The following is a 23,564-nucleotide window of genomic DNA, read 5'->3' as shown; positions in this document are numbered from 1 at the left end:
TTCGTTCCCTCCTAATTCTGCATCTGATCTGCCTGAAGTTTCATCATACATTCGTGTTCTTCTTCCTTGAAGAATGTCTGACGCTTCATACACTGATCGAAATCAACTTCAAATCCATCGAAGTCCGGTCCATCTACACAGGCAAACTTCGTCTTGCCACCAACTGTGACACGACATCCACCACACATACCTGTACCGTCGATCATGATCGGATTCAAAGAAACTGCGGTCGGAAGGTTATATTCCGGCTTCTTTGTAAGTGCTACTACGAACTTCATCATGATGAGTGGTCCGATTGCGATTGCATGGTCATATTTCACACCGGCATCTAACAGCTCCTGCAGCTTCTTTGTAACAACGCCCTGCTCACCAAGAGAACCGTCATCTGTCATGATATATACATTATCACAGAACTTCTCGAATTTCTCCTTGAGAAGCACAAGCTCTGCAGTACGTCCACCGATAATCACATCCACCTTTGTACCCTGCTCAGCAAGCTTCTTTGCCTGTGGATAAAGCGGAGCTGCTCCAACGCCACCCGCGATACCGATCACACGCTTCCACTCTTTATTAAGTGGTGCCGGCTGTCCGAGTGGTCCTACAAAATCCTGAAGGTAATCGCCCTCATTCAGCTTTGCCATCAAAGTAGTCGAATACCCAACTACCTGGAAAATAATCTCGACTGTATTGCGCTCGCGGTCAAAATCCGCAATTGTAAGAGGAATACGCTCGCCATCTTCATCCACTCTGACAATAACAAACTGCCCTGCCTCACAGCGTGCAGCTACATAAGGAGCCTCTATCTCCATCATGACAACAACCGAATTTAAGACTTCTTTTTTTACAATCTTATACATGGTCTACCCCTATCTCTTAAAAATTTACTTTATACTTACGCATCACTTATCATGCGTCATTATCTGATAAATTATATCACATATACTTTCATAATCAAAGTTTTTCTTGAAATTTCTATCTTTTTATACAATTTCGTCGAAAAAACTTGCCTCATGCAGGATTGACATCAACGCAGCATCCTCCTGCAGAGATATTGCCATAAATCCATGCCCTTCGTTCATCCGCACTGACACGCCAAGCATATTTGCGATATCATCACAGAAATGGCGTTCTGACATCGTTACCACAAGTCTTCTGCAAAATGCCTGTTCGGCAAGTCGTACCGCTGCATCCAGTACATACCGCACATGCTCATCAAAGCTCTCAAAACGTTCCACATACATCGTATCATCGTAGATATCATAGGAAAACATACCGGCCAGACGTTCTTCCACCTGTCCGTCATCCATGTGCATGCCATCCTCATACACAGCAACCACATCACCATTCTGGCAGCGATGTTCCATGCACATCTGTTCCAGATACTGCGGCGTCCGATATGCATAAACCTGATATTTCTTTGCAAGCGCAGCATTCACTTCACCGGAAAGGTGCTCCAAAATATCATCACGTTCCTCATACAGATTCCTCAGATTCTTCGTATAATATCCTTCCTCTCCGGAAAGATCATCCGGTACGACATCTTCGTCCTCCAGCTCTGCAATATCAATATCCAGTTCCAATGTATGAAAGACTTTTTCGAACCCCAGGCTCTCATAGTACTCTTCCCGTTCCGGCATCAAAAATGCAAATATTCTGTCATCCTTCTTCATATCTGCAAGCACATATTGCATCATCCGATGCATAATCCCCTGCTCCCGATATTCCGGTTTCACAGCCACTCCGACTATGTAATAGCACAGTTCCTTTTTTCCTTCTACCTGCATCTCATAAGGATTCAGATGGATCATGCCCACCAGCACATCCCCCTTATAGGCAAGTAAAATCTTATTCTGCTTACAAATCTCTGTAAAATAATAATCCGCAAACTCCTCCGGATCATCAAATATTTCATCCCACATCTGTCGAACCTCAGCAAGTACCTCTGGTTCGCCTTCAAAATATTTGAGCCTGCAACTGTCTCCGTCACTCATGAAACTAAAATATCCTCCTATTACTCTTTGTTTTCTTTATCTCTTCGCACAGCCCATGCATCCCATGCATGGATTGGCAGCATTTTCTACCGTATCATCCACCACGCGGGAGCTGCGATAATCGAAATTATCAATTGTCTCAAGCAGGCAGATCGCCTGAGAACTGATTCCCTGCCCCTGACCGGTAAATCCCAGACCTTCCTCTGTGGTTGCCTTGACATTCACCTGATTTTTATCAATTAACAGCCGTGCTGCAATGTTCTCCCGCATCATCTCAATATATGGTGCCAGCTTCGGTCGCTGTGCAATCACTGTCGCATCCACATTTCCTATCATAAAATTGTGCTCGTCCAAAAGCTTCCGTACTTCTTCCAAAAGCTTCATACTGTCCGCCCCTTCATATGCAGGATCTGTATCCGGGAAATGTTTTCCGATATCGCCAAGCGCTGCCGCGCCGAGCAAAGCATCCATAACCGCGTGCACCAGCACATCCGCATCCGAATGTCCAAGCAGTCCTTTCTCATACGGGATCTCCACACCTCCTAAGACAAGGCGTCGTCCCTCTACTAATTTATGTACATCGTACCCCATGCCAACTCTCATGGTCACTACGCTCCTTTATATCGAACAAAACCAAAGTATCGAACTATAATCTATCATATTTGCTACGTATATGCAAACGTTTCCTTTTTCCCACGGAAAGAATTGTCACAATTTACTTTTCTATATTTACGAATTTGCCATTTCATTGTAAAATGTTATCATTACAGGCATATATAAATGAACTGTACAAATTTATACATAACGAGGAGGGTTTATTATGGGAAGATCCGGCGGCGGTGGCGGCGGCTTTAGCAGTGGCGGTCACGGTGGCGGCAGTCATCATGGTGCAAGTTTCAGTGGCTGCGGAAGCAGCTTCCGCAGCAGCAGTGGTTCACGCGGAGGCGGTTTCAGCAGTGGTCCGAGAGGCGGTGGCTTTGGAGGCGGCCCTAGGCCATATGACGATTACGGGCCAGGTCCACATCACTATCACGGAGGTCCGGGTATGCCACCACCTCCACCACCAAGAAGAAGATATTATGGTGGCAGAACAACTTATGTGTATACGAATGGCGGTGGCAGTGCATTTGTTACTATTATCATGCTCATGCTCGTCCTGATTGTCTTCTCCTTCTATATGCAGTTTAAAGGTGGATATACCGGAGATACACTCAGCGACAACCGTATTTCCGAATACGCAGAGGATCAATATAATACAATATTCAGCGGGCGCGAGGACGGACTGCTTCTGGTCGTAGACGAAAACGATAATGGTCAGTTCAAATATGGTGTCAAAGCCAACGCACTCATGGATAATTATATCAACGATATGATTTCTGCATACCAGAACAATTATAATGATGATCTCGGTGTCCAGTTAAAGGGCATGCTGGAGGATACATTGCAGATCATGAATCAGGATGGCATATCAAAGGTCAAATCCGACAAGGCATTTGACTCTCACTGCTATCGGGATGATTTAAACTGGATTGATACAAAAAATAATGTCGTAACCGGTGCACAGGAATTCTATGATGCTACAGGAATCCAGTTCTACGTTATGTTTGTAAAGACACGTACCATCGCCAAGGCAACCAATCATTCTGCCGGCGTATTCAAGGTACTGATCATCGCAGCGGCAGTTGTCATTGTCGTATGCATCCTCTTCTCCTGGTGGAAGAAACGTACTGCACAGAAGAACAAGGAGCAAGAAGACTTAGAGCGTACCTTAAATACTCCACTCGAAACATTCGGTTCCACTCCGATGGATGATTTAAAAGCAAAGTACGATAATCAGGATAATAACAAGTCATAACTACATAACTGATAATCCAAACTTACTAATTTACAAAAAAAAAGGGAATGTTTCCATGTAATTCATGAAAACATTCCCTTTTCTTTTACCATGCAGTTGCAATATCTAACTGATTTGGATTTGATGCTGCAAATCCGCCTGTGTCTACAACAATCGCTGTACCAAGGCTGCTCTCCACAAGCGATCCTCTCGGATGTGTATTCAAATCGGCAGCTACCATAACATAGTCGCCATACATCTTCACGCCATCCTCGCGAACCCAATACTGCGCATTGTATCCCATGCTCTGCATAATATCTACGACACCACTCATATTCAGGTTATAATAAGTTTCTTTTCCGCTTGGTCCGTAGTTTACACCCTTGGATGCAGTCAGCGTTCCATCTCCGGTAATATTTGTATATGTAGCCACATATGTCTGTGTAGATTTCTTTGAACCACGCTCTGCATAATATGTCTCTACTGTATTCAGAAATTCATCATAATTGTCGCGAACTGTCAATACCTTGTCTCGCTCATCGCTCGCCATCAGAGACGGCTTGATCTCAACTGGTAATGTCTTTACATGTGCAATGAATTCCGAATATACCGGATTGGTCTGTGCTTCAACCATTGTCCGAAGCACACTTTTGTCTGCAACCGATGTTTCTTCTATCATATTTGTCATATCCATCTTTGTCTGAAACTTCGGTGTGAGTTTTGTTACATCAGTCGTTACAGTCTTTGCCATATCTTTCCCAATCACATCTGTAACTTCCACTGCCTGAACAGCTTCCCCGATGCTTTCCTGCGTTGTAACTGCTGCAAGCACCATAGACTCTGTTGTCATTGCCGGTGCCGGAGCTTCCGCAAGTACCTCTGTTACCTTCTCATTTGTTGTGCTATTGGCTTTGTAATCTTCCAATAATGTTGGTGTGTATAAACATACCGCTAAGATCATCACAAATCCTATCATTAGCTTATCGATGTTTAACCTCATCTAATCACTCCTTTTCCAAAACCGTTTGTTCGCAACAAACTTCCCCTATTTAACATCACATTTATTAACTTGTCAATACATTTTTGAAATTTTTTAGAAATATTTGAAACATTTTTGTAACAATTTTCGCTCATTTGTTACATTTTCAGACATTGTATTACAGAAAAAAAGTAAAAAACTATGGTGTTTTCCTTTTTCGACACCCATTATATTACAAAATGTTACATTTTGCAGTTTCTCTTCTGCCCGATTTTTTCCATAAAAAAAGATGCATTCATGCATCTTCTAAAATGTTACCGGAATTCCAGGCATAAAAAAATAGCGGAAGGGGGATTTGAACCCTCGACACCACGGGTATGAACCGTGTGCTCTAGCCAACTGAGCTATTCCGCCATAAAAATGGGACCTATAGGGCTCGAACCTATGACCCTCTGCTTGTAAGGCAGATGCTCTCCCAGCTGAGCTAAGATCCCATTCGTTTTGTGTTGTTTGCTTAACACTCTTGCTATTTTACATACCTCGTTCCCATTTGTCAAGCCTTTTTCTTCAAATTTTTAACAGATTTTTTTCATGTGCTCCGAATCCCGCATATTTCCGCGGTTTTTAGATGCAGCCAATCGTGCGCAGAATAAATATCCACAAGGTAAGCGTCACGGATGACAGCAATGTAGTAAGCACAATGACATTGGAAGTCAGAATGTCATCGTTATCCATATTCTTTGCCATAACATAACAGCTCACCGTCGTCGGGGATGCCAGCATAATGAGAATTGCCACCATCTCACTCGGTGCAAATCCAAGCTTGTACGCAAATGGTAAAAACACAAGTGGCAGTCCAATCAGTTTGATAAAGGTTGCCCCAAGTGCAGGCTTTAATCTGGCAATCGCCTGTTTGGTATCGAAGCCAGCTCCCACCGCAAGCAAAGCAATCGGCGTTGCAGTTTGTGCAATATAATTGAGCGTACGTGCAGGGATTGTCGGGATTGGCAATCGCACCAGCGATGCGATGAGACCCAGAACAATTCCTATAATGATTGGATTTTTCGCGATGTTGATACAGGCATTTTTAATCTTACCATAATCTTTATTCGCCTCTGTGTTTGCATTAAACACCAATATAATCACCGATAATATATTGAAGAACGGAACCGCCGCTACGATCATAAGCGGCGTCATACCAATCTCTCCACAGATATTTTCCACAAATGCAACGCCCAGAATTGCTGCACTTCCCCGTGCCCCTGCCTGTGCAAACGCTCCTACCATCGTCTTGTCCTTCAGGGTAAGCTTTGCAATGCCCCACACAAGGAAGAACATAATAATCGTCACGATCATACAGAACAGTAAGAACTTCACATTCATATCCTTTCTCACATCGGAACCTGCAATATCCCGGAACAACATAACCGGAAGCGCTACAATAAATACATATTTATTTGCCACGCGCACAAATTCGTCTGTCAGGAAACCGATTCTTCTCAATATATATCCTAATAGAATAATCAAAAAAATCGGAATCGTCACATTCACACTAAATATAAAATTATCCATTCTTTTTTCCTCTTAAATATCTTTTTGCATTGCCTAGTGTACCACACCCGTCGACAAATTCCAAGAAATGGCGCTATTTTCCTATATTTTCCGGCATTATAAATTTTTTTAAAAAAGTTGTTGACAACCACCCATGCTTTATGTATAATAACACTTGCGTTGAGACGAGGCAGACAAAAACAAATGCCTTATCGGGGTGTGGCTCAGTTTGGCTAGAGCGCCTGATTTGGGATCAGGAGGTCGCAGGTTCGAGTCCTGTCACCCCGACTTGATATCTTCTCTTCGCCAAGCTCAGATTAAGCGGGTGTAGTTCAATGGTAGAACACTAGCCTTCCAAGCTAGATACGTGGGTTCGATTCCCATCACCCGCTCTTTATTTTGCAAATACATATTATGTATGCAAGATATTATGTGTCCGTAGCTCAGCTGGATAGAGCAACGGCCTTCTAAGCCGTGGGTCGGGGGTTCGAATCCCTTCGGGCACATTTTTATATTATATGGTGGGTATGGCGCAGTTGGCTAGCGCGCCAGATTGTGGCTCTGGAGGCCGAGGGTTCGAGTCCCTCTATCCACCCTCTTCTTTTTTAGATTGCAGGCTTTGCAAGAGCAGGTTTTTAATGGGCTATCGCCAAGCGGTAAGGCACAGGACTTTGACTCCTGCATTCGTTGGTTCGAATCCAACTAGCCCAGCTTTTTTATTTTATATGGGCCACTAGCTCAGTCGGTAGAGCACTTGACTTTTAATCAAGTTGTCGGGGGTTCGATTCCCCCGTGGCTCACTCTTTGGCAGATGAACTCATCTGCTAATTTTTTATTAGGGCGACAGCCCGTGACCGAAGTAAGCGTAGCTTACGGAGGGGTATGGATTTAGCTTTCGTTCTTTCATATTATAATATATTAATTCACAATCCCATATGCGGGTGTGGCGGAATTTTCGCGAAAGCTACAAGCCATGCCAGCTGGAAGTAACGAGACCGATGGGAGTTTGCTCACAGGAGGTCACAGTTACGACAGATGATAGGGCGACAGCCCGTGACCGAAGTAAGCGCAGCTTACGGAGGGGCATGGATTTAGCTTTCGTTCTTTCATATTATAATATATTAATTTCACAATTCACATGCGGGTGTGGCGGAATTGGCAGACGCGCTAGATTTAGGTTCTAGTGGGCACCCCCCGTGCAGGTTCAAGTCCTGTCACCCGCATTCCATAAAAATAAGCAAGAGTTCTCTCTTGCTTATTTTTATGGAGCAAAATATATTCATTAATTAATCTACTTTTCATTCCTTAAATTCATTATAAAAATCTCTTATATATTTTTCCAGAGATTCTTTTGATTTTCTTTTGACCAATCTCATTTTTCTTTTTTTGGTTGCATCTGGAACATATACATACCAAAATCCATTTTTCCCCTGCCATATAGAAGGTTTTTTGTCTAATTTATTCACCATATATTTTAACTTTTGGGTTTTCTCTACTAGATTTTTTATATTTGCTACTGTAATATCATTGTTATATACTATATACAGTTTCCAAATGAATTTACGATTCTCCAGCAATGCGCTTTTCCCCCATTCTTTTTTTGCCTTATTAAAATACTTATCTGTTCGATATACCGAAATAAAATGAGATTCCAAATATTCAGCATCCGTTTTACTTTGCAATTCAATATATTCAACCCTAAAATAGCCATGGCTCCAAACATCTTTTTTATAATGTTCTATAATGCGATCTTTTAATTCTCTGTTCTTTTCACTTACAATTCCTACATACTTTGTAATATTGTCATTCATATCAATATACTTATACAAATATATCACCTTTTCCACCTTCTTTTGTATTTTGTTTATCATAGACACATGTAATATAAATATCCTTTATCCAATAGCAGACAAATCTTTAACTTTTACTATATCTATCAATTCGTTTTACCACATCTAGGGCAAATATTTTTTCTACTCATATAATTAATAACAGCTTCCCATTCGCAACCACAACTGCACTTCCACCATGCTTTTTTATTACTAAAAGGAAACACTTGATTCGCTTCTATGCCATTCTTTTTGCTATCCCACCGCTCTGCAACTAATGGGAATTTTGTTTGTAAATCGTTATATCCTTTCAAAATTCTTCTATTTGAGCAATATGGACATCCCCTACCTAGTGTTCTCTTACTTATAACCGCTTCCCACTCATGTCCCTGTTTACACTTCCACCAAACCTTTTTGCTACTAAATCTTGTATACTGTGATGGCTTATTTTTATTCTTATCATAATTCCATTCCTTTACCAGCTCTGGGAAAAAGGTTTGTAAATCATTATATCCTTCCAAAACTTTTTTATTTGCACAATACGGACAGCCTTCTCCATTTACTCTGCTCTTTATTTCCGCTTCCCACTCATGCCCCTGTTTACACTTCCACCAAACCCTTTTGTGACTTCCAACACTCACTTGTTCCGGCAAAATCATGTTGTTTTTTTCATAACTCCATTCTCTCGCCAAGTCAGGATATTTCACTAATAAACTATTTGATTTTGATAAAAATATATACTTAGCCCATATTTCCTGCTTATCTCTATTTATATCTATATCTGGCTCATATTTTTTTCCATTAACTTTACTTATTTTATCAAAAATCTTATAAATAATATTTTCAAGTTCTAGATCTTTTCGTTTTAAATTTCTATATATTATATTATCTTGATCTTGAATATCTTTTTCAGTTTCTTTTACTCTTATCAAAACAATATCCGATTTACGCAGATATTCATCTTTTCTCAATTCTCTCTCCTTAGCTTCCAAAGAACTATGATAAAAAATCCCATCATATTCTATTCCAATGCGATAATCAGGAATATATATATCCACTTCATTTTTTTCTATAATATATCTATTGATTACATCTTCATATTTCGAAATATAGTACAATATCGCCTGTTCTGGAAATGATGTATGCAACTCTCGAGAGCAAACCGGGCATCCCGTGTGTAAAGAAACCCTATTATTAGCTGTAGCCATCCACTCATGACCTCTTTTGCATTTCCACCAATACTTCTTACCGCTATTTGGCATTATTTCAAAAGGTTTTATTAATTCATTTTTATCGTAATTCCATTCTCTTGCAATCTCTGGATATACTGTTTGTAAATCATTCTCCCCAATTATTGTTTTTTCACCAGCACAAAACGGGCAACCACGCCCAAAAGATCGACTATGTATATTCGCCTGCCATTCATGCCCATATTTGCATTTCCACCATACTTTTTTTGAACTTCCTACAGTCAGCTTTGTTGGTGAATATTCCAAATTTCTATCATAATTCCATTCTGCTTTTAATTGAGGTTCTGTTGTAAACAAATCATTATACCCTATCAATACTTTTCTATTAGCACAATACGGACAGCCTGTTCCCTTTGATTTTGTTCTATCATTTACCTTAGCAAGATAAGAATGATTATTCGCACAAATCCACCATGCTTTATAGCCACTATGTGCACTTATAGTTTCTATATCTCTATTGTTTTTTTCATAATCCCATTCCTTTTCAAGTTCCGGAAATAATGTCTGCAAATCATTAAAACCTACCAGCACCTTATTTCCAGCACAATACGGGCAGCCTGTTCCCTTTGATTTTGTTCTATCATTTATCTTAGCCTCATATTTATGTCCTTTAGCGCACACCCAATGCACTTTATAATTTGAATTTCCGAAATAATCTGATGGTTTGTTACTATTTAATTTCCAATCCCATTCTTTCGCAATATCTGGATATAAAGTTTGTAAATCATTTTCTCCTTTTAATAACTTCTTTCCTGAACAATATGGGCAATTACTATCTTTTACTGATGTTCGATTATTTACTGATACCACCCATCTATGTCCTTTTTCACATTTCCAATGAATTTTTTTAGTACTTCCATATGAAAGACTATCTGGTGTATATCCACCATTCATTACCATATCCCATTGTTTAATATATATATCTTTTTGATATTTTTCACACCATTCTCTAAAGGTCAATTTAACTGTCCCCATCAAAAACTATTTCTCCTCTATCTCACTCATATAACCTGCCGTAATAATACCTGCCGGTAATGCAACAATCGCTATTCCGACAAACGAAGATAACATTGTAATAATTCTCCCTGCATCAGTAACTGGATATATATCACCATAGCCAACCGTTGTTAATGAAACCGTAGCCCAATATATTGCATCAAACAATGTCTCAAACGAGTCTGGTTCAACATTAAATATAACAAGCGCTGCTATCATAATATAACAAACAGCTAACGAACCTACAGTAATCAATGAGTCTTTCGATTTCTTCAAAACATTCGAAATTATCTGTATATTTTTCGAGTAGCGCACAGTTTTAGCAATCCTAAAAACTCTAAATGTTCTAATCATCCTACACAGTCTCAAAGTCTTAAATCCTGCATTCAATACTGTTATTGATGGTAAAATGGATATTAAATCAATGATTGCCATCATAGAAAATGGATATAAAACAAATGACAGTTTTCCTTTTTTCATCTTCATATCTGCTGTGAGCCATCGTATTATATAGTCTACAATAAAAATACCTGCTGCCACCTTATCTATTATCAGAAGAGCATTATAATCTTTCTTAAATGCCAATGGCACCAGACTGATAAAAATAACAACCATCATAAATATGTCATATACTTTACTAGCCTTATCATTTTCAGTTGATTGTTCTACTATTTCATATAATCGTTTTCTCATAAGATTCCCCACCTAATCATATATAAAAACAGCAATCTATCGATTGCTGTTTTTATATTTCCATTCACATTGCGCTCTTCAAAGAATCATACGGATAGCTTTCCTGATAGACAGTTTCTGGTGCTATATCTATTTCACCATCCATGTAATAACACCGTGGAAAAAGCTCATATTTTTCAACACTTCCTCGTCTTTTAACGGTTCAAATGCACTTCCTGTCAACAATGTCGTATCAAACAATCTTTTTTCACCATTTGAAAATGTTACAAGAATCATTCCGCCGCGAAGCAATGTTGCATCTTTTACTTTTATTTCTTTTGCTTCACTTGCCGCATAACAAACTCCATCTACAACGTACATCATGAAGCACCTCCTTACATAGGTTTAAATTCACCATCTATTCCTGTTGCTACCTCATACTCTCCATAATATACATGAACATGGGGTTTATTATGTTGTTTTGTATCCATAAACAGCATATAAATAACCATTCCACCAAATCTACTTAACTCTGGCATATAATTCCCCCTTTAATATTTATCTCAAATATATCGTAACATCTACATTGTAATTTATCAATATATTTCAGACATACTTGCCGGATTTTTCTATCCCCGAAATACACTTCCCACCGCAGCCAGATACTTTACTGCTCTTCTTTCTCTTTTGGAAGTACAATATTCAACAGGATTGCCACAATCGCAGCAGGCACGATTCCAGAACCGCCAAACACAAGCTGTACAAGCTTCGGTGCATGGACAAGAATATCCGGATTTGCTCCCATACCATAGCCAACACCGAGCGCTACAGAGACAATGGAGAGATTACGCGAATTCATCGGATTCTTCGTGATGAGCTGGATTCCACTGAATACAATCGAAGAAAACATCATAACTGCGGCACCACCGAGTACTGACTGCGGCATGATAGAAATAAGCGCCGCAAGCTTCGGACAGAGTCCACAGAGAATCAGGAACACAGCTCCCGTTGCAAGCGCAAACCGATTCACAACCTTTGTCATGGCAACAAGTCCGACATTCTGGCTGAAAGACGTATTCGGCAGGACACCAAAACAGGCAGCAAGCGAAGATCCAAGTCCATCACACATAACACCACCGGACAGCTCCTTATCGGTTGCTTCCCGTCCCAGACCGCCTTCCATAACACCGGAGATATCTCCAACTGTTTCAACCGCTGTAACAATAAACATGATCATAACCGGCAGAATTGCACGCATATCAAATACCGGCTTGACCGGCATGATCTTCGGGATAGCAAACCATGCAGCATCCGCTACCTTGTCCCAGTTCAGCACCCACGCTTTTGTATACTCGACGCCATCGGCAGTCACCCCGGTCGTAGGAAGCACAAATCCCATAACGATTGCAGCAATATATCCAGCAATAATACCCAATAAAATCGAGGAAGAACTCAAAAATCCTTTTGTGCAATGCTTGAAGATCAATATTACAATCAGCACAAAGAGTGCCAGCAGCAGATTCTCCATCGAGCCAAAATCTTCCGCCTTGTTTCCACCGCCAAAAGAATTGATTCCAACAGAAATCAGGCTTAAACCGATGGACATAACAACTGTACCTGTCACAACCGATGGGAAAAACTTCCGGAGCGGTTTTAAAAAGAACCCAAGAACCGTCTCAAAAAAACCGCCTAAAATTGATGCCCCCATGATTGCTCCATATGCGGATACACCGCCCCCCATCGTTGCTGCAACGCTGTTAAATACACCAATAAACCCGGATGATGTACCCATGATGATCGGTACACGTCCGCCGACCGGACCGATTGCAAAAAGCTGCACCAATGTCACAATTCCTGCAACAAGCATTGCATTCTGAAGCAGGGAAAGCTGCAGCCCAGCAAACTCTCCTCCTGCAATTCCACAGGCACCTGTGATGATTAAAAGCGGTGTAAGGTTTCCAACAAACATCGCCAAAACATGCTGCAATCCAAGAGGAATTGCCTGCGCAAGCGGCATCTTTCCATCCATCTGAAATGCCGCATCCGATAACTTAAAACTCTTTTTCATCTGTTTTTCTCCTTGTATTTGGTATTTACTTATCTAAAATCATCTTCCGGCATCGACATCAATATCTTCTCCGGTGTGATTGGAAGTTCTCTGTGCCATACACCTGTCGCCCGGTAAATTGCATGTGCAATCGCCGGTGCCGGTGTGTTGATCACGATTTCTCCGATGGATTTTGCACCAAATGGGCCTGTCGGCTCGTAGCTATTCTCAAACTCAACCCGTAGGTGTCCCATGTCCAGCCGCGTTGGGATTTTATATTGCATAAAATTGGACTCAACCGGTTTTCCGGTTTCATCATATGTGATATTCTCAAACAACGTATGACCGATTCCCTGCACGATTCCACCCTCTGCCTGGATACGTGCAAGTGCCGGGTTGATTGCGATTCCACAATCCACAACTGCCACATAATCGAGGATTTTTACCTCCCCTGTATAGCGGTCAAGCTCAATTTCCACCATACCAACCATATATGGCGGTGGAGAAACCGGTGAAGAATGCGATGCAGTCGCAACCGCTGCAATATCATTTGCCACCTGATCCTTCACACTGATCTGCGCCAGTGTGACACGCTCGTCTGTGTTAATCTTCCGCACACACCCATCTTCGAATACCGTTTCTTCCGGCTCACATCCAAGCATTCCCGCCGCAATCGCACACAGTTTTTTCTTCAGTTCCTCGCAGGCAAGTTCTACTGCTTTTCCTGTTACATAGGTAGTCGAAGATGCATAAGAACCGGAATCATACGGAGATGCGTCCGTATCTGCACCAAATACTGCCACGTCATCCACAGAGCAGTCCATACACTCCGCCACCATCTGTGCCAGAATCGTATCACAGCCGGTTCCCATATCTGCCGCACCGATGATCAGGTTAAACGTTCCATCATCAGCCAGCTTCACAGTTGCAGAACCGACATCGACGTTGGATATACAGGAACCCTGCATCGCCATCGCAATACCGGCAGTCCGCACTTTTCCATCGCCCATCTCCCGGACCGGATATTTCTCTTCCCAGCCAAAAAGCTCACGGCATCTTGCCATACAGCGGTCAAGCGCGCAGGCATTTGCAGTCTCTCCATAATACGCCGGCATCTTCATGCCCTCCCGGAGCATATTTTTCTCCCGAATCTGCGTCGGATCGATGCCAAGCGACTCCGCAAGCTCATTGACCGAGGACTCCAGAGCAAAGATTCCCTGGGTTGCGCCATAGCCGCGATAAGCGCCCGCCGCCATTGTATTTGTATAGACGACATCATAACCAAACCGAAACGCCTCAAGTCCTCCTGTATAAAGTGGAATTGACTTGTGTCCGCTAAGCCCGACCGTCGTCGGTCCATGTTCCCCATATGCACCTGTATTGGAAAGTGTGTACAGATCGAGTCCGCGGATATGTCCGTCCCGGTCTGCACCCAGCCGGACAGTGACTTCCATCTCATGCCGCGGCGAACCGGCGATCTGGCTTTCGTACCTTGTGAAGATGAGTTTCGCCGGACGCCCCGTCTGCATCGTCACAAACGCCGGATACACTTCGCTGACTGCAGTCTGCTTCGCGCCAAATCCACCACCGATCCGCGGTTTTTCCACGCGGATTTTGCTTTTCGGGATTCCAAGTGCTCTCGATAAAATCCGGCGCACATGGAAAACAATCTGTGTCGAAGAAATCACATGCAGTCTTCCATACCGGTCAAGACATGTATATGTGCGAAATGTTTCCATCATTGCCTGGTTGAACGCACGCATATGATAGGCGTGGGAAAATGATACCTCACAGTCCGATATCACGGCATCGACGTCGCCATCTCCGCTCAATTCATGTGCGATCACATTCCGTTTTGCATCACCGCCCACATCAACCGGCGGATACCAGTCATCCTCCGGATGCACAAGCACCGGATTATCCTTCGCTTTGTGAAAATCAAGCACCGGCTCTAACACATTGTATTTCACTTTCACAAGCTTCATCGCTTTGCATGCCGCTTTTTCATCCTCTGCTGCAATGATTGCGACAACATCTCCCACAAACCGCACGTGCCGGTCGATAATCAACCGGTCATACGGAGATGGTTCCGGATAAGTCTGACCTGCGATTGCAAACCTCGTCTTCGGCACATCCTCCCATGTATAGATATCCACCACGCCCGGAATTTTCTTTGCAATTTCTGTATGGATTTCTTCCACAATCGCATTGGCATGCGGACTGCGTAGAAGCTTCACGACAAGCGCAGGACCCGTGATATCATCTGTATACACCGGTTTTCCCAGCAGCAGCTGCATGGAGTCTTTCTTCCGGACTGATTTGTGAATGGCATTGTAATTCTTATGTTCCATCGCTTACTCCTTTACCTACTTCTTCCTATTTATATAGTCCAGGTAATTCCGGATTCCCCGGAGCTGTCCTTCGTATCCGGAACACCGGCATAAGTTTCCTGCCAGGTACGCACGTATCTCATCATCCGAAGGATCCGGATTCTCCCGGAGCAATGCAATCGTATTCATGACAAATCCCGGATTGCAAAATCCGCACTGATCAGCCCCCTGGTCAGCGATAAATCCAACAAAACCGGATGCTTCCTCCTGCAGTCCTTCGAGCGTATATACTTCATGTCCATCCGCTCTTGCACAGAGCACCGAACATGACAAGACCGGGGTTCCATCTAAAAGCACGGTACAAAGCCCGCAATTTGCGGTCTCACAACCGCGCTTCACACTGTAGCAGCCATGCTTCCGCAGAAAATCAAGGAGCAGAAGATCCGGCGATACTGATTCACAAATCAGTGTTCCATTTACTTTGATTTTGATATCCATGTCTATGCCTGCTCCTCTCCGATTTTCTTTGTTAACCGATAGCAAAGCGCACCTGTAAGGCGTGTGCGGTATGCTGCACTGCCCCGGTGATTGCCGGCTGTCGGGATTTTTGTCTCTACCCATTTTGCAAACTGTTTTGCACGCTCTTCCGTGATTCCGTCTGTGAGAAATCCTTCCTCATCCGTGATACAGATTGCTCTGCCCGGTCTCGCACCGACAGAAATCCGGTATGTACCGGAAACATTTGCCGCTGCACATGCAAGAACCGGGAAATCTGTCCGTTGGTTACGGACCGATGCATACGCATAGACACCCGGTGTTTTCTTCACGATCAGACGCACAAGCACGTCCCGGTCCGGTTTTTTCTCGGCGAACTCCTGCAACGGAATTATACCGCCCTGAAACAGTTCCACGTATGTATCCATAGCAAGGAACATCGTCAGGACATCCGAGAAACCAAACCGTCCCCAGATACTGCCGCCGACAGTTGCCAGGTTCCGGAACTGAACACCGACAATATCCTTTAAGGCATCTCTGACTGCGCCCTGCGTATATGCATACAGACCTTCATGCAGCTCGATTTCACGCAGAGACACCATCGCACCGATAAAAAATGCATCCGCGTTCTCATCAATCCTGTCAAGTCCCAGCTCGCACAGATCGATTGCCGTCTGAATTGTCCGATCCTGCATCTTCGTCCAAAGCATTCCACCGAGGATCATGCTTCCTTTTTTCTGGTTCAGCGTATAAGCTTCTTCCAGATTTTTTACACGAACATAATTCTGTATTGTTACCATAAAAGCTCCTTCTATTTCTCTAACCGCTTTTTTCCAACTTTATATTATAGTAAAAATACTTGCCTTTGAAAAGCGGTTTTGTTACAATACCGTTGTATTATCAAAAGTACAACGAAAGGGTTTTTATCATGAAACAAAGATTCAAAAAACATGTAGCACTTATACTCATCAGCCTGATGCTGCTCTCTCTGATCGGATGCGGCAAACCTGCATCCACAGACACAACCACAACAACGGAAGCAGCTGTCACAGAAGCACCGGCAGCCTCCATATCGGATGCTGCTACAACGGCAGACAGCACCCCCGCAGATGCCAGTGAAGAGGGCTCTGATGCGCAGACGGTCTATCCGGTCACAGTCACCGATCAGGCTGGTCGTGAAGTCACAATTGAAAAAGAACCGGAGTCAATCGTGAGCGGATACTATATCTCCACAAGTCTCCTGCTTGCACTCGGTCTGAAAGACAAGGTAACAGGCATCGAAGCAAAAGCAGATAAGCGGCCAATCTACAAACTTGCGGCGCCAGAATTCCTCGAGCTTCCAAATGTCGGCACAGCCAAGGAATTTGACTTAGAAACCTGCGCTTCCCTCTCCCCAGAGCTTGTCATCCTGCCTATGAAATTAAAGGATGCAGCGCAAAGCCTCTCCGAGCTTGACATCCCTGTCCTGCTCGTCAATCCGGAAAGCGAAGATCAGTTAGAACAGATGATTGAACTTGTCTCCACCGCAACCAATACAAAGGAAAACGCAGATGCCCTTCTTTCTTATATTGATGAGAAAAAAGAGATGCTCGAAAAAGACTTATTCGGCGTCGATGCAGAAAGCGTCTATCTCGCCGGTAACTCTTCCCTTCTTTCCACTGCCGGTCCAGCGATGTATCAGTCAGGGCTTATCGAACTGGCAGGCGGTAAAAATGCAGCATCCGAAATCACGGATACCTATTGGGCCGAGATCAGCTACGAGCAGCTTCTGGCATGGGACCCTTCTTATATTATTCTCGCTTCGGATGCAGAATACACACCCGAAGATGTATTAAACGACGAGAATCTGAAGGAGTGCACCGCAGTCAAAAACGGAAATGTCTATGCAATCCCTGGCGATATCGAAGCATTAGACAGTCCTGTACCGGGCGGAATCCTTGCATCCATCTGGCTTGCCGGAATCCTGCACCCGGATCAGGTATCTGCAGATATGTATACAGAAGAAAAGGCAGCGTTCTATGAAACTTTTTATGGAATCAAATAATAAAATTAAATTCACTCTTATCGTCGGAACCGTTATCTTAACGGTTCTGACGATTTTTTCATTTTTTGTCGGCCGCTACCCACTCACACTCTCCGGAATTATATCCGGTGATCCAAGACAGTGGCAGGTGTTTGTGACATTACGCGCAAGCCGCGGAATCGTCGGCTGTATCGGCGGCTTCGTTCTCGGCGTAGCAGGTTTTGTCTTCCAGACTGTATTCCGGAATCCATTGGCATCACCGGATATCATCGGCGTATCTTCCGGTGCCAGCGCCGGTGCCGCGTTCGGCATCCTGTTTCTGTCCGGCTCTATGGCAGTGACTGCGTCTGCATTTGCCGGTGCTCTCGGTTCTGTTGTTCTAGCGCTTATGCTCGCATCCCTCACTGCCGGGCAGGATGGCAGAGGAATCGTGTTGGCAGGAATCGCGGTACACAGCTTAGCCCAGACCACTCTCATCTTCCTGAAGCTGCTCGCCGACCCGGAAAAACAGCTTTCATCCATCGAATACTGGATTATGGGAAGTTTAAATGGCATCAGTCTCTATACCATCAAAGGAAATGTGATTCTCTGTATCCTCTGTATCAGCGCACTTTTTTTGTTGTACCGGCAGATTATGATGCTTTCCCTGCACGATGACGAAGGGCGTATGCTCGGTGTTCACACACAACATCTCCGGCTTTTGATTCTCCTGATTGCAACGCTGGCAACATCCGGAATCATCAGCATGACCGGGCTTATCAGCTTCATCTCTCTGCTTGCACCGCACGGTGCACGTCTGATCATCAAAAACAACCGGCTATCCACGATGTTTCTAAGTGGGATCATCGGTGGCTGCCTGCTGACACTCGGAGATATTCTGGCACGAAGCGTAGCTTCCACAGAGCTGCCGGTCAGTATCTTCACCAGTCTTGTCGGAGCACCATTTTTGGTCTATCTATGCGTAAGGAGGAACCGCGAATCATGAGTCTGCTCACAGTCAGTCACCTGTCTGCCGGATATGGCAGAAAAGAAATCCTACACGATATCAGCTTTACGTCGCGTCCCGGAACAATCACCGGTATTCTCGGTGCAAATGGATGCGGCAAAACTACACTTTTAAAAGCGATTGCGAACATCCTCCCGCACAAAGGTTCCTGTCTGCTTGCAGAAAATACATTGGAATCACTTTCTGCACGGGAACTTGCAAAGCAATGTGGATATATCCCCCAAAAAAGCGGAATCACAATTGATCTGACAGTCCTGGATGTTGTCCTGATGGGGTATCATCCGGACTTATCGCTGTTGCAGCCTCCCACCGCGCAGATGAAAGAACATGCCAAAGCAACTCTCACGATGGTCGGTCTTCCCGATCGTGAGCAGGCAAACTACAACCAGCTAAGTGAAGGGCAAAAACAGTTATGTATCCTTGCACGGACATTCGTCGGCGCACGTAAGCTTCTGCTCCTCGATGAGCCGGAAAGTGCCTTAGATTTCCGGTTCCGGAACCAGATGATGCAGCACCTGCGGACATATGTGACTGCCCATGACGCCTGTGCGCTTGTCACACTCCATGACCCTTCTCTGGCATTAAACACCTGTGACGAGCTCCTTGTCCTGTCGAATGGCACACATTCCGGGAAAATCTCCCCGAAGTCGACTCCTGTTTCAAAGATGGAGTCGCTGCTTTCCTCGATTTATGGTACAATCAATATCACAAAGCTCCACGACAAAAGCGGGAACGAACACCTTGTTATGATACAGGAGGAGTCCATATGAAAGCTGTTACAAAAATTACTTTTTACGATGAACAGGATGAAAAATTCTTTGGAGAAGGTCCCTGTCGTCTGCTGCATGCCATCGAAGCAGAAGGCTCCCTGCGTGCAGCTGCAAGCTCGATGGGACTTGCTTACTCGAAAGCGCTTCGTATGATAAAAAATGCCGAGCATGCACTCGGATTTCCACTCACAAGCAGGACTGTCGGTGGCAAATCCGGCGGTGGAAGCACTCTGACACAGGAAGGAAAGGAATGGATAGAAAAATATGAACGGTATCGAGATGCCTGCATACAGGCCAACCGCAAATTGTATCTGGAGATCTTTTCGCGCTAGCAGCAAAAAGCATCTGATTCTGACCGGAAGCCGCGGAAGCGGAAAGTCCACGCTTCTTTCTGCCCTTTTCCCACAACCAATGCCCGGGCTTACGTCCTATGTAGTACCCGAAGATGGGGTCTATATGAAAGAAAACCTGTCAGGCGAGACTGTCCAGATTGGAAGATATCAGGCAAATGCACCTGGAAACACAAACAAAATGCAACCGGTTCCGGAAGCATTTCTCACAAAAGGCATCGAATTTCTGGATATGTGTATCCGTCATCCATCCGACTGGGTAACCATCGACGAAACCGGTTATCTGGAACAGACAATGTCTGCGTATCAGGAAGCAATTTCCCGTCTGCTCGCAGCCAAACATGTACTTTTAGTTGTCCGTAAACAAAAACTTCCTTTCCTGGACTCTCTCTGCAAGCGGGATGATTGTTTTCTCGTAGATTTAGATAAGCCTTATGGAGACGCGTTCTGTATCATCATGGCATCCGGAAAAAGCAAACGCTTCGGTGCCAATAAACTCCTCACAGATTTTTATGGGAAACCACTGATTGCATACGCGTTTGATGCGACCGAAATGCTTGGGCAAAACCGGTTGGTTGTGACGATCCACCCGGAAATTGCACATATATGTAAGAAACAGGATATCCCATTTCTTCTGCATAATCTGCCGGACCGGAACGATATGATCCGGCTTGGAACCGGTGCAATAAAAAACAAAGCAAGCCACTGCCTGTTCCTGCCTTCAGACCAGCCGCTCGTCTCACGGGAGACAATCGGTGCATTGCTTTTCTGCGCCCAAAATGCACCCGATACGATCTGGCGAACTTACGATCAGAATACTGCCGGTTCCCCGGTTGTTTTTCCATCTGCTTACTTTGATGAACTTTCTGCGCTACCTCCAAAACATGGCGGCAATACTGTGATTCAAAACCACAGGGAACATGTAAGTCTCCTACCGGTTACACAACACTATGAGCTAGCAGACATCGACACACCAGAGGATATGCAGGCAATGGAGGTTATTGCAGCGCATGCACTGGCAAAGTAAATACACTTCTCACCGCAGCCAGGTACTCCTCCGGTCTATCCGCTTTCTTGACCTTCTTAAGCTCCCGTTCTGCTTCCGGGAACATCTTCCCAAGATAGAACCACACTTCCTTCATCTTAAAGAGCGCATCCCGCTCACAGTCCATCTCTTCCCGGTACCCAGCATACAACCGGTCATGGTATTCCTTCAACTCTGCCGTTGTCACCAGCTGCCCTGTCCGGATCTCCCGCACCAGCCCCGGATTCGCAATCACACCTCTTCCAAACATGATACGGTCTACCTGTGGGAACCTCTCCCGGAACACACGATAATCTTCCGCCGTGAAGATATCTCCGTTATAACAGATCGGATGCACACATTGTTGCAATGTTTCCGCAAATATATCGAGATTAGGATGATTGTTATAGAAATCCTTCTGCAGACGTGGATGGATCATCACCTCGGAGATTGGATACCGGTTATAGATCTGCAGGATATCCTCAAATTCCTCCGGAAATTCCACTCCAATCCGCGTCTTTACAGAGATTTCACATCTATCTTCTTCCGGCAATTTTGCCATCCCCTCGAACACCGCATCAAAGAACCGGTCTAACCGCTCCGGATCCTCTAAGAATCCGCTTCCCTTCTTCTTCGATACGACCGTTGCCATCGGACATCCCAGATTCAGATTTACCTCCCGATAGCCAAGCTCTGACAGCATATTACACGTCGTAAGGAACTGTTCTGCAACGTTCGTCAGAATCTGCGGCACGACATACATGCCCCGGTTATGCTCCGGTGCTACATCCTTCCGCTCTCTTGTCTTCAATATTTTCTTCTTCGATGGTGCGATGAACGGTGTCACATACTTATCCATATCGCCAAACATCGCATGATACACATTCCGGTACACATACCCTGTCACGGATTCCATCGGTGCCAGATAAAATTGTATCGGATCAAATGCACTATTATTCACTGTACCTCTCCTTCGTAATCAATTTTCACTTCAACCATACTATTTTCCAGGTAACAAATGATTTCACGACGGTGCTTTCAGACTATTGTCTCCTGATACGGCCCGGAATCCATGATCCGCGGTCGGAACATATACAGCAAAACCGACTTACATATATTATCCGCGATCATACACAGCCATACCGCTTTCAATCCCAGCCCAAACACATTTACACACAAGAATGTACCAAGTATCCGGATTCCCCACATGCTTACCGCCTCACACGCAAACACATGCTTCGTGCGCCCCATACCATAGGAGATACCTTCTAAGACGATCATCAGTCCGAAGAACGGCTCCGAGAATGCCACCAGTCGCAGCATCCCGCTTCCAATTCGCGCGGCATTTACCGAGTTCGTGAACACGCGCATAAATGGATACGCAAATAGATAAAGTCCGATTCCGTTTACACCCATGATCAATAGTGTAATCAGGATCGACACCTTCTCTATCGCCTTCAGTTTCCTGCTGTCCTTCGTTCCAAGTGCATTTCCAATCAGAGTACTTGTCGCCACACGCAGTCCATATCCCGGAATATAGACGATCTGCTCCGCTGTAATAGCAATCGAATGTGCCGCAAATATCGTCGTTCCCATGCCGGATACCATCCGCGCAAACGCAATGTATCCGAAGCAGCTGACGAATGTCGTCCCAAGTGTCGGAAGTCCGATTGTAAATGTCTCCGCCAAAATCTCCCGGTCGGGTTTTATATCAGATTTTGACGGGCGAAGCTTCGTCTTGCCAAGCATCAGCAGAAACATTGCGATGCCGCCGATTCCAAAGCTGATGCAGGATGCAATTGCCGCACCTGTAACGCCGAGATTCAATCCGTAAATAAATACGGTATTTAATACAATATTCAGTGCATTTTCACCCACACTGATAAACATCGGAGACTTTGTATCCTTGATGGATCGTATCATCGCCGAGAACACACGGGAGGCTGCCCGGAATATGAGCGAAATGCTCGTAATCGTGAAATATGTGCTTGCCGGTTTTACAATCTCTGGTTCAACGCCCATCCAAACCGGAATATACGGGGACAGTACAAGCACGATTATCTCCAACAGCGCACCAATTGTAAATGCATATAGTATTGATTGTCCCGCCAGCTTCTTCAGTTTCGCTTCGTCCCCGGCTCCATTTGCCTTCGATGCAATTGCCAGCACAGCAACTGCAATCGCACTCGGAATCGAGTGAATCAGCCAGCCAATCGTTGCTGTCGTACTGACCGCCGCTGTCGCTTTCTCGCCCAGATGTCCCACCATCGCCGTATCGACATATTGCAGCAGTGTCGACAGAACTTCTTCCAAGATCGTCGGGATGGACAGGCTGATCAGCGACCGCAGAGCTGTCTTATAATATGTTTGTTTCATCTATGAAAAATCCTTCTGTTTACTTAAAAGAAGGGCTTATG

The 23,564-nt window shown here is 44.3% G+C and carries 22 protein-coding genes and 9 tRNA genes; 13 read left to right on the top strand and 18 right to left on the bottom strand.

The genetic code is table 11. The features are described 5' to 3' along the window. Positions 1 to 11: 11 nt before the first annotated feature. The 3 genes from ACZQK9_RS00745 to ispF all read right to left on the bottom strand — a co-directional run bounded on the left by ACZQK9_RS00745 (position 12) and on the right by ispF (position 2,594). Entirely contained in the window at positions 12 to 857 is an 846-nt protein-coding gene (locus tag ACZQK9_RS00745) for a sulfide/dihydroorotate dehydrogenase-like FAD/NAD-binding protein (protein ID WP_483269318.1), read from the bottom strand. 123 nt (positions 858 to 980) lie between these two features. Beyond that, a complete protein-coding gene (locus ACZQK9_RS00740; RefSeq protein WP_483269317.1) occupies positions 981 to 1,991 on the bottom strand; it encodes a GNAT family N-acetyltransferase in 1,011 nt (336 codons plus the stop codon). Between the two features lie 36 nt (positions 1,992 to 2,027). Then, on the bottom strand, positions 2,028 to 2,594 hold the full coding sequence (gene ispF, locus ACZQK9_RS00735; protein WP_178016505.1) for a 2-C-methyl-D-erythritol 2,4-cyclodiphosphate synthase: 567 nt from the start codon (positions 2,592 to 2,594) through the stop codon (positions 2,028 to 2,030). 217 nt (positions 2,595 to 2,811) lie between these two features. Between ispF and ACZQK9_RS00730 the strand changes: the two genes are divergently transcribed. Further along, positions 2,812 to 3,846, top strand: a complete 1,035-nt coding sequence (locus ACZQK9_RS00730) for a hypothetical protein (protein WP_483269316.1) — start codon at positions 2,812 to 2,814, stop codon at positions 3,844 to 3,846. 85 nt (positions 3,847 to 3,931) lie between these two features. Here the strand turns inward: ACZQK9_RS00730 and ACZQK9_RS00725 are convergent, their stop codons facing one another. The 4 genes from ACZQK9_RS00725 to ACZQK9_RS00710 all read right to left on the bottom strand — a co-directional run bounded on the left by ACZQK9_RS00725 (position 3,932) and on the right by ACZQK9_RS00710 (position 6,376). Further along, positions 3,932 to 4,825 (bottom strand): hypothetical protein, encoded by an 894-nt coding sequence (locus tag ACZQK9_RS00725; RefSeq protein ID WP_178016503.1) that lies wholly within the window; start codon positions 4,823 to 4,825, stop codon positions 3,932 to 3,934. Positions 4,826 to 5,144: 319 nt separating this feature from the next. Next, positions 5,145 to 5,218: transfer RNA gene (locus tag ACZQK9_RS00720), tRNA-Met, on the bottom strand. Between the two features lie 7 nt (positions 5,219 to 5,225). Then, positions 5,226 to 5,298: transfer RNA gene (locus ACZQK9_RS00715), tRNA-Val, on the bottom strand. 130 nt (positions 5,299 to 5,428) lie between these two features. Further along, on the bottom strand, positions 5,429 to 6,376 hold the full coding sequence (locus tag ACZQK9_RS00710; RefSeq protein ID WP_178016502.1) for an AEC family transporter: 948 nt from the start codon (positions 6,374 to 6,376) through the stop codon (positions 5,429 to 5,431). A 192-nt stretch (positions 6,377 to 6,568) separates the two neighbouring features. On the opposite strand from ACZQK9_RS00710, the gene ACZQK9_RS00705 reads away from it, so the two are divergent. From ACZQK9_RS00705 to ACZQK9_RS00675, 7 genes are all read left to right on the top strand, one after another. Then, positions 6,569 to 6,643 (top strand) — tRNA-Pro (locus ACZQK9_RS00705). A gap of 33 nt (positions 6,644 to 6,676) precedes the next feature. Continuing rightward, positions 6,677 to 6,747: transfer RNA gene (locus ACZQK9_RS00700), tRNA-Gly, on the top strand. Positions 6,748 to 6,787: 40 nt separating this feature from the next. Continuing rightward, positions 6,788 to 6,861 (top strand) — tRNA-Arg (locus ACZQK9_RS00695). Positions 6,862 to 6,876: 15 nt separating this feature from the next. After that, positions 6,877 to 6,950 (top strand) — tRNA-His (locus ACZQK9_RS00690). A 44-nt stretch (positions 6,951 to 6,994) separates the two neighbouring features. Then, a tRNA-Gln gene (locus ACZQK9_RS00685) sits at positions 6,995 to 7,066 on the top strand. Between the two features lie 16 nt (positions 7,067 to 7,082). After that, positions 7,083 to 7,155, top strand: a tRNA-Lys gene (locus tag ACZQK9_RS00680). A gap of 340 nt (positions 7,156 to 7,495) precedes the next feature. Continuing rightward, positions 7,496 to 7,578: transfer RNA gene (locus ACZQK9_RS00675), tRNA-Leu, on the top strand. Between the two features lie 75 nt (positions 7,579 to 7,653). Here the strand turns inward: ACZQK9_RS00675 and ACZQK9_RS00670 are convergent. From ACZQK9_RS00670 to ACZQK9_RS00630, 9 genes are all read right to left on the bottom strand, one after another. After that, entirely contained in the window at positions 7,654 to 8,184 is a 531-nt protein-coding gene (locus ACZQK9_RS00670; protein ID WP_147341962.1) for a hypothetical protein, read from the bottom strand. Positions 8,185 to 8,291: 107 nt separating this feature from the next. Further along, a complete protein-coding gene (locus ACZQK9_RS00665; protein WP_483269315.1) occupies positions 8,292 to 10,409 on the bottom strand; it encodes a zinc-ribbon domain-containing protein in 2,118 nt (705 codons plus the stop codon). A gap of 6 nt (positions 10,410 to 10,415) precedes the next feature. Next, on the bottom strand, positions 10,416 to 11,123 hold the full coding sequence (locus tag ACZQK9_RS00660) for an ion transporter (RefSeq protein ID WP_118670834.1): 708 nt from the start codon (positions 11,121 to 11,123) through the stop codon (positions 10,416 to 10,418). Between the two features lie 129 nt (positions 11,124 to 11,252). Continuing rightward, positions 11,253 to 11,486 carry a DUF2442 domain-containing protein gene (locus ACZQK9_RS00655; protein WP_483269314.1) on the bottom strand — a complete coding sequence of 78 codons (234 nt, stop codon included), beginning with the start codon at positions 11,484 to 11,486 and terminating at the stop codon, positions 11,253 to 11,255. An 11-nt stretch (positions 11,487 to 11,497) separates the two neighbouring features. Then, the gene (locus ACZQK9_RS00650; RefSeq protein ID WP_483269313.1) at positions 11,498 to 11,641 is read right to left on the bottom strand and encodes a DUF4160 domain-containing protein; all 144 of its coding nucleotides are present in this window, start codon (positions 11,639 to 11,641) and stop codon (positions 11,498 to 11,500) included. Positions 11,642 to 11,769: 128 nt separating this feature from the next. After that, positions 11,770 to 13,170 (bottom strand): uracil-xanthine permease family protein, encoded by a 1,401-nt coding sequence (locus tag ACZQK9_RS00645; protein ID WP_021984937.1) that lies wholly within the window; start codon positions 13,168 to 13,170, stop codon positions 11,770 to 11,772. A 29-nt stretch (positions 13,171 to 13,199) separates the two neighbouring features. Continuing rightward, entirely contained in the window at positions 13,200 to 15,500 is a 2,301-nt protein-coding gene (locus tag ACZQK9_RS00640) for a xanthine dehydrogenase family protein molybdopterin-binding subunit (protein WP_483269312.1), read from the bottom strand. Positions 15,501 to 15,515: 15 nt separating this feature from the next. Then, positions 15,516 to 15,977 carry a (2Fe-2S)-binding protein gene (locus ACZQK9_RS00635; RefSeq protein WP_483269311.1) on the bottom strand — a complete coding sequence of 154 codons (462 nt, stop codon included), beginning with the start codon at positions 15,975 to 15,977 and terminating at the stop codon, positions 15,516 to 15,518. A 2-nt stretch (positions 15,978 to 15,979) separates the two neighbouring features. Beyond that, positions 15,980 to 16,774, bottom strand: a complete 795-nt coding sequence (locus ACZQK9_RS00630; protein ID WP_118545107.1) for an FAD binding domain-containing protein — start codon at positions 16,772 to 16,774, stop codon at positions 15,980 to 15,982. A gap of 128 nt (positions 16,775 to 16,902) precedes the next feature. On the opposite strand from ACZQK9_RS00630, the gene ACZQK9_RS00625 reads away from it, so the two are divergent. The 5 genes from ACZQK9_RS00625 to ACZQK9_RS00605 are packed head-to-tail and all read left to right on the top strand — an operon-like array spanning position 16,903 to position 21,150. Further along, positions 16,903 to 18,018 carry an ABC transporter substrate-binding protein gene (locus tag ACZQK9_RS00625; RefSeq protein WP_483269310.1) on the top strand — a complete coding sequence of 372 codons (1,116 nt, stop codon included), beginning with the start codon at positions 16,903 to 16,905 and terminating at the stop codon, positions 18,016 to 18,018. Further along, a complete protein-coding gene (locus ACZQK9_RS00620) occupies positions 17,993 to 18,982 on the top strand; it encodes a FecCD family ABC transporter permease (protein WP_483269309.1) in 990 nt (329 codons plus the stop codon). The genes ACZQK9_RS00625 and ACZQK9_RS00620 overlap by 26 nt, the downstream gene beginning before the upstream one ends. Then, positions 18,979 to 19,773 carry an ABC transporter ATP-binding protein gene (locus ACZQK9_RS00615; protein WP_483269308.1) on the top strand — a complete coding sequence of 265 codons (795 nt, stop codon included), beginning with the start codon at positions 18,979 to 18,981 and terminating at the stop codon, positions 19,771 to 19,773. Before ACZQK9_RS00620 ends, ACZQK9_RS00615 begins: the two co-directional genes overlap by 4 nt. Then, on the top strand, positions 19,770 to 20,105 hold the full coding sequence (locus ACZQK9_RS00610) for a winged helix-turn-helix domain-containing protein (protein ID WP_117780956.1): 336 nt from the start codon (positions 19,770 to 19,772) through the stop codon (positions 20,103 to 20,105). Before ACZQK9_RS00615 ends, ACZQK9_RS00610 begins: the two co-directional genes overlap by 4 nt. Continuing rightward, entirely contained in the window at positions 20,038 to 21,150 is a 1,113-nt protein-coding gene (locus ACZQK9_RS00605; protein ID WP_483269307.1) for an NTP transferase domain-containing protein, read from the top strand. The genes ACZQK9_RS00610 and ACZQK9_RS00605 overlap by 68 nt, the downstream gene beginning before the upstream one ends. Here the strand turns inward: ACZQK9_RS00605 and ACZQK9_RS00600 are convergent. Together ACZQK9_RS00600 and ACZQK9_RS00595 are read right to left on the bottom strand one after the other, a co-directional pair. Beyond that, entirely contained in the window at positions 21,122 to 22,108 is a 987-nt protein-coding gene (locus ACZQK9_RS00600; RefSeq protein WP_483269306.1) for a tRNA dihydrouridine synthase, read from the bottom strand. The two genes, ACZQK9_RS00605 and ACZQK9_RS00600, sit on opposite strands and share 29 nt — an antisense overlap. A 77-nt stretch (positions 22,109 to 22,185) precedes the next feature. After that, positions 22,186 to 23,523: an MATE family efflux transporter gene (locus ACZQK9_RS00595; RefSeq protein WP_483269305.1), complete on the bottom strand. Its 1,338-nt coding sequence runs from the start codon at positions 23,521 to 23,523 to the stop codon at positions 22,186 to 22,188. Positions 23,524 to 23,564: the final 41 nt, after the last annotated feature.

The organism is Wujia sp., assembly GCF_056872695.1.
This window is presented reverse-complemented; position numbering and strand designations above follow the sequence as displayed.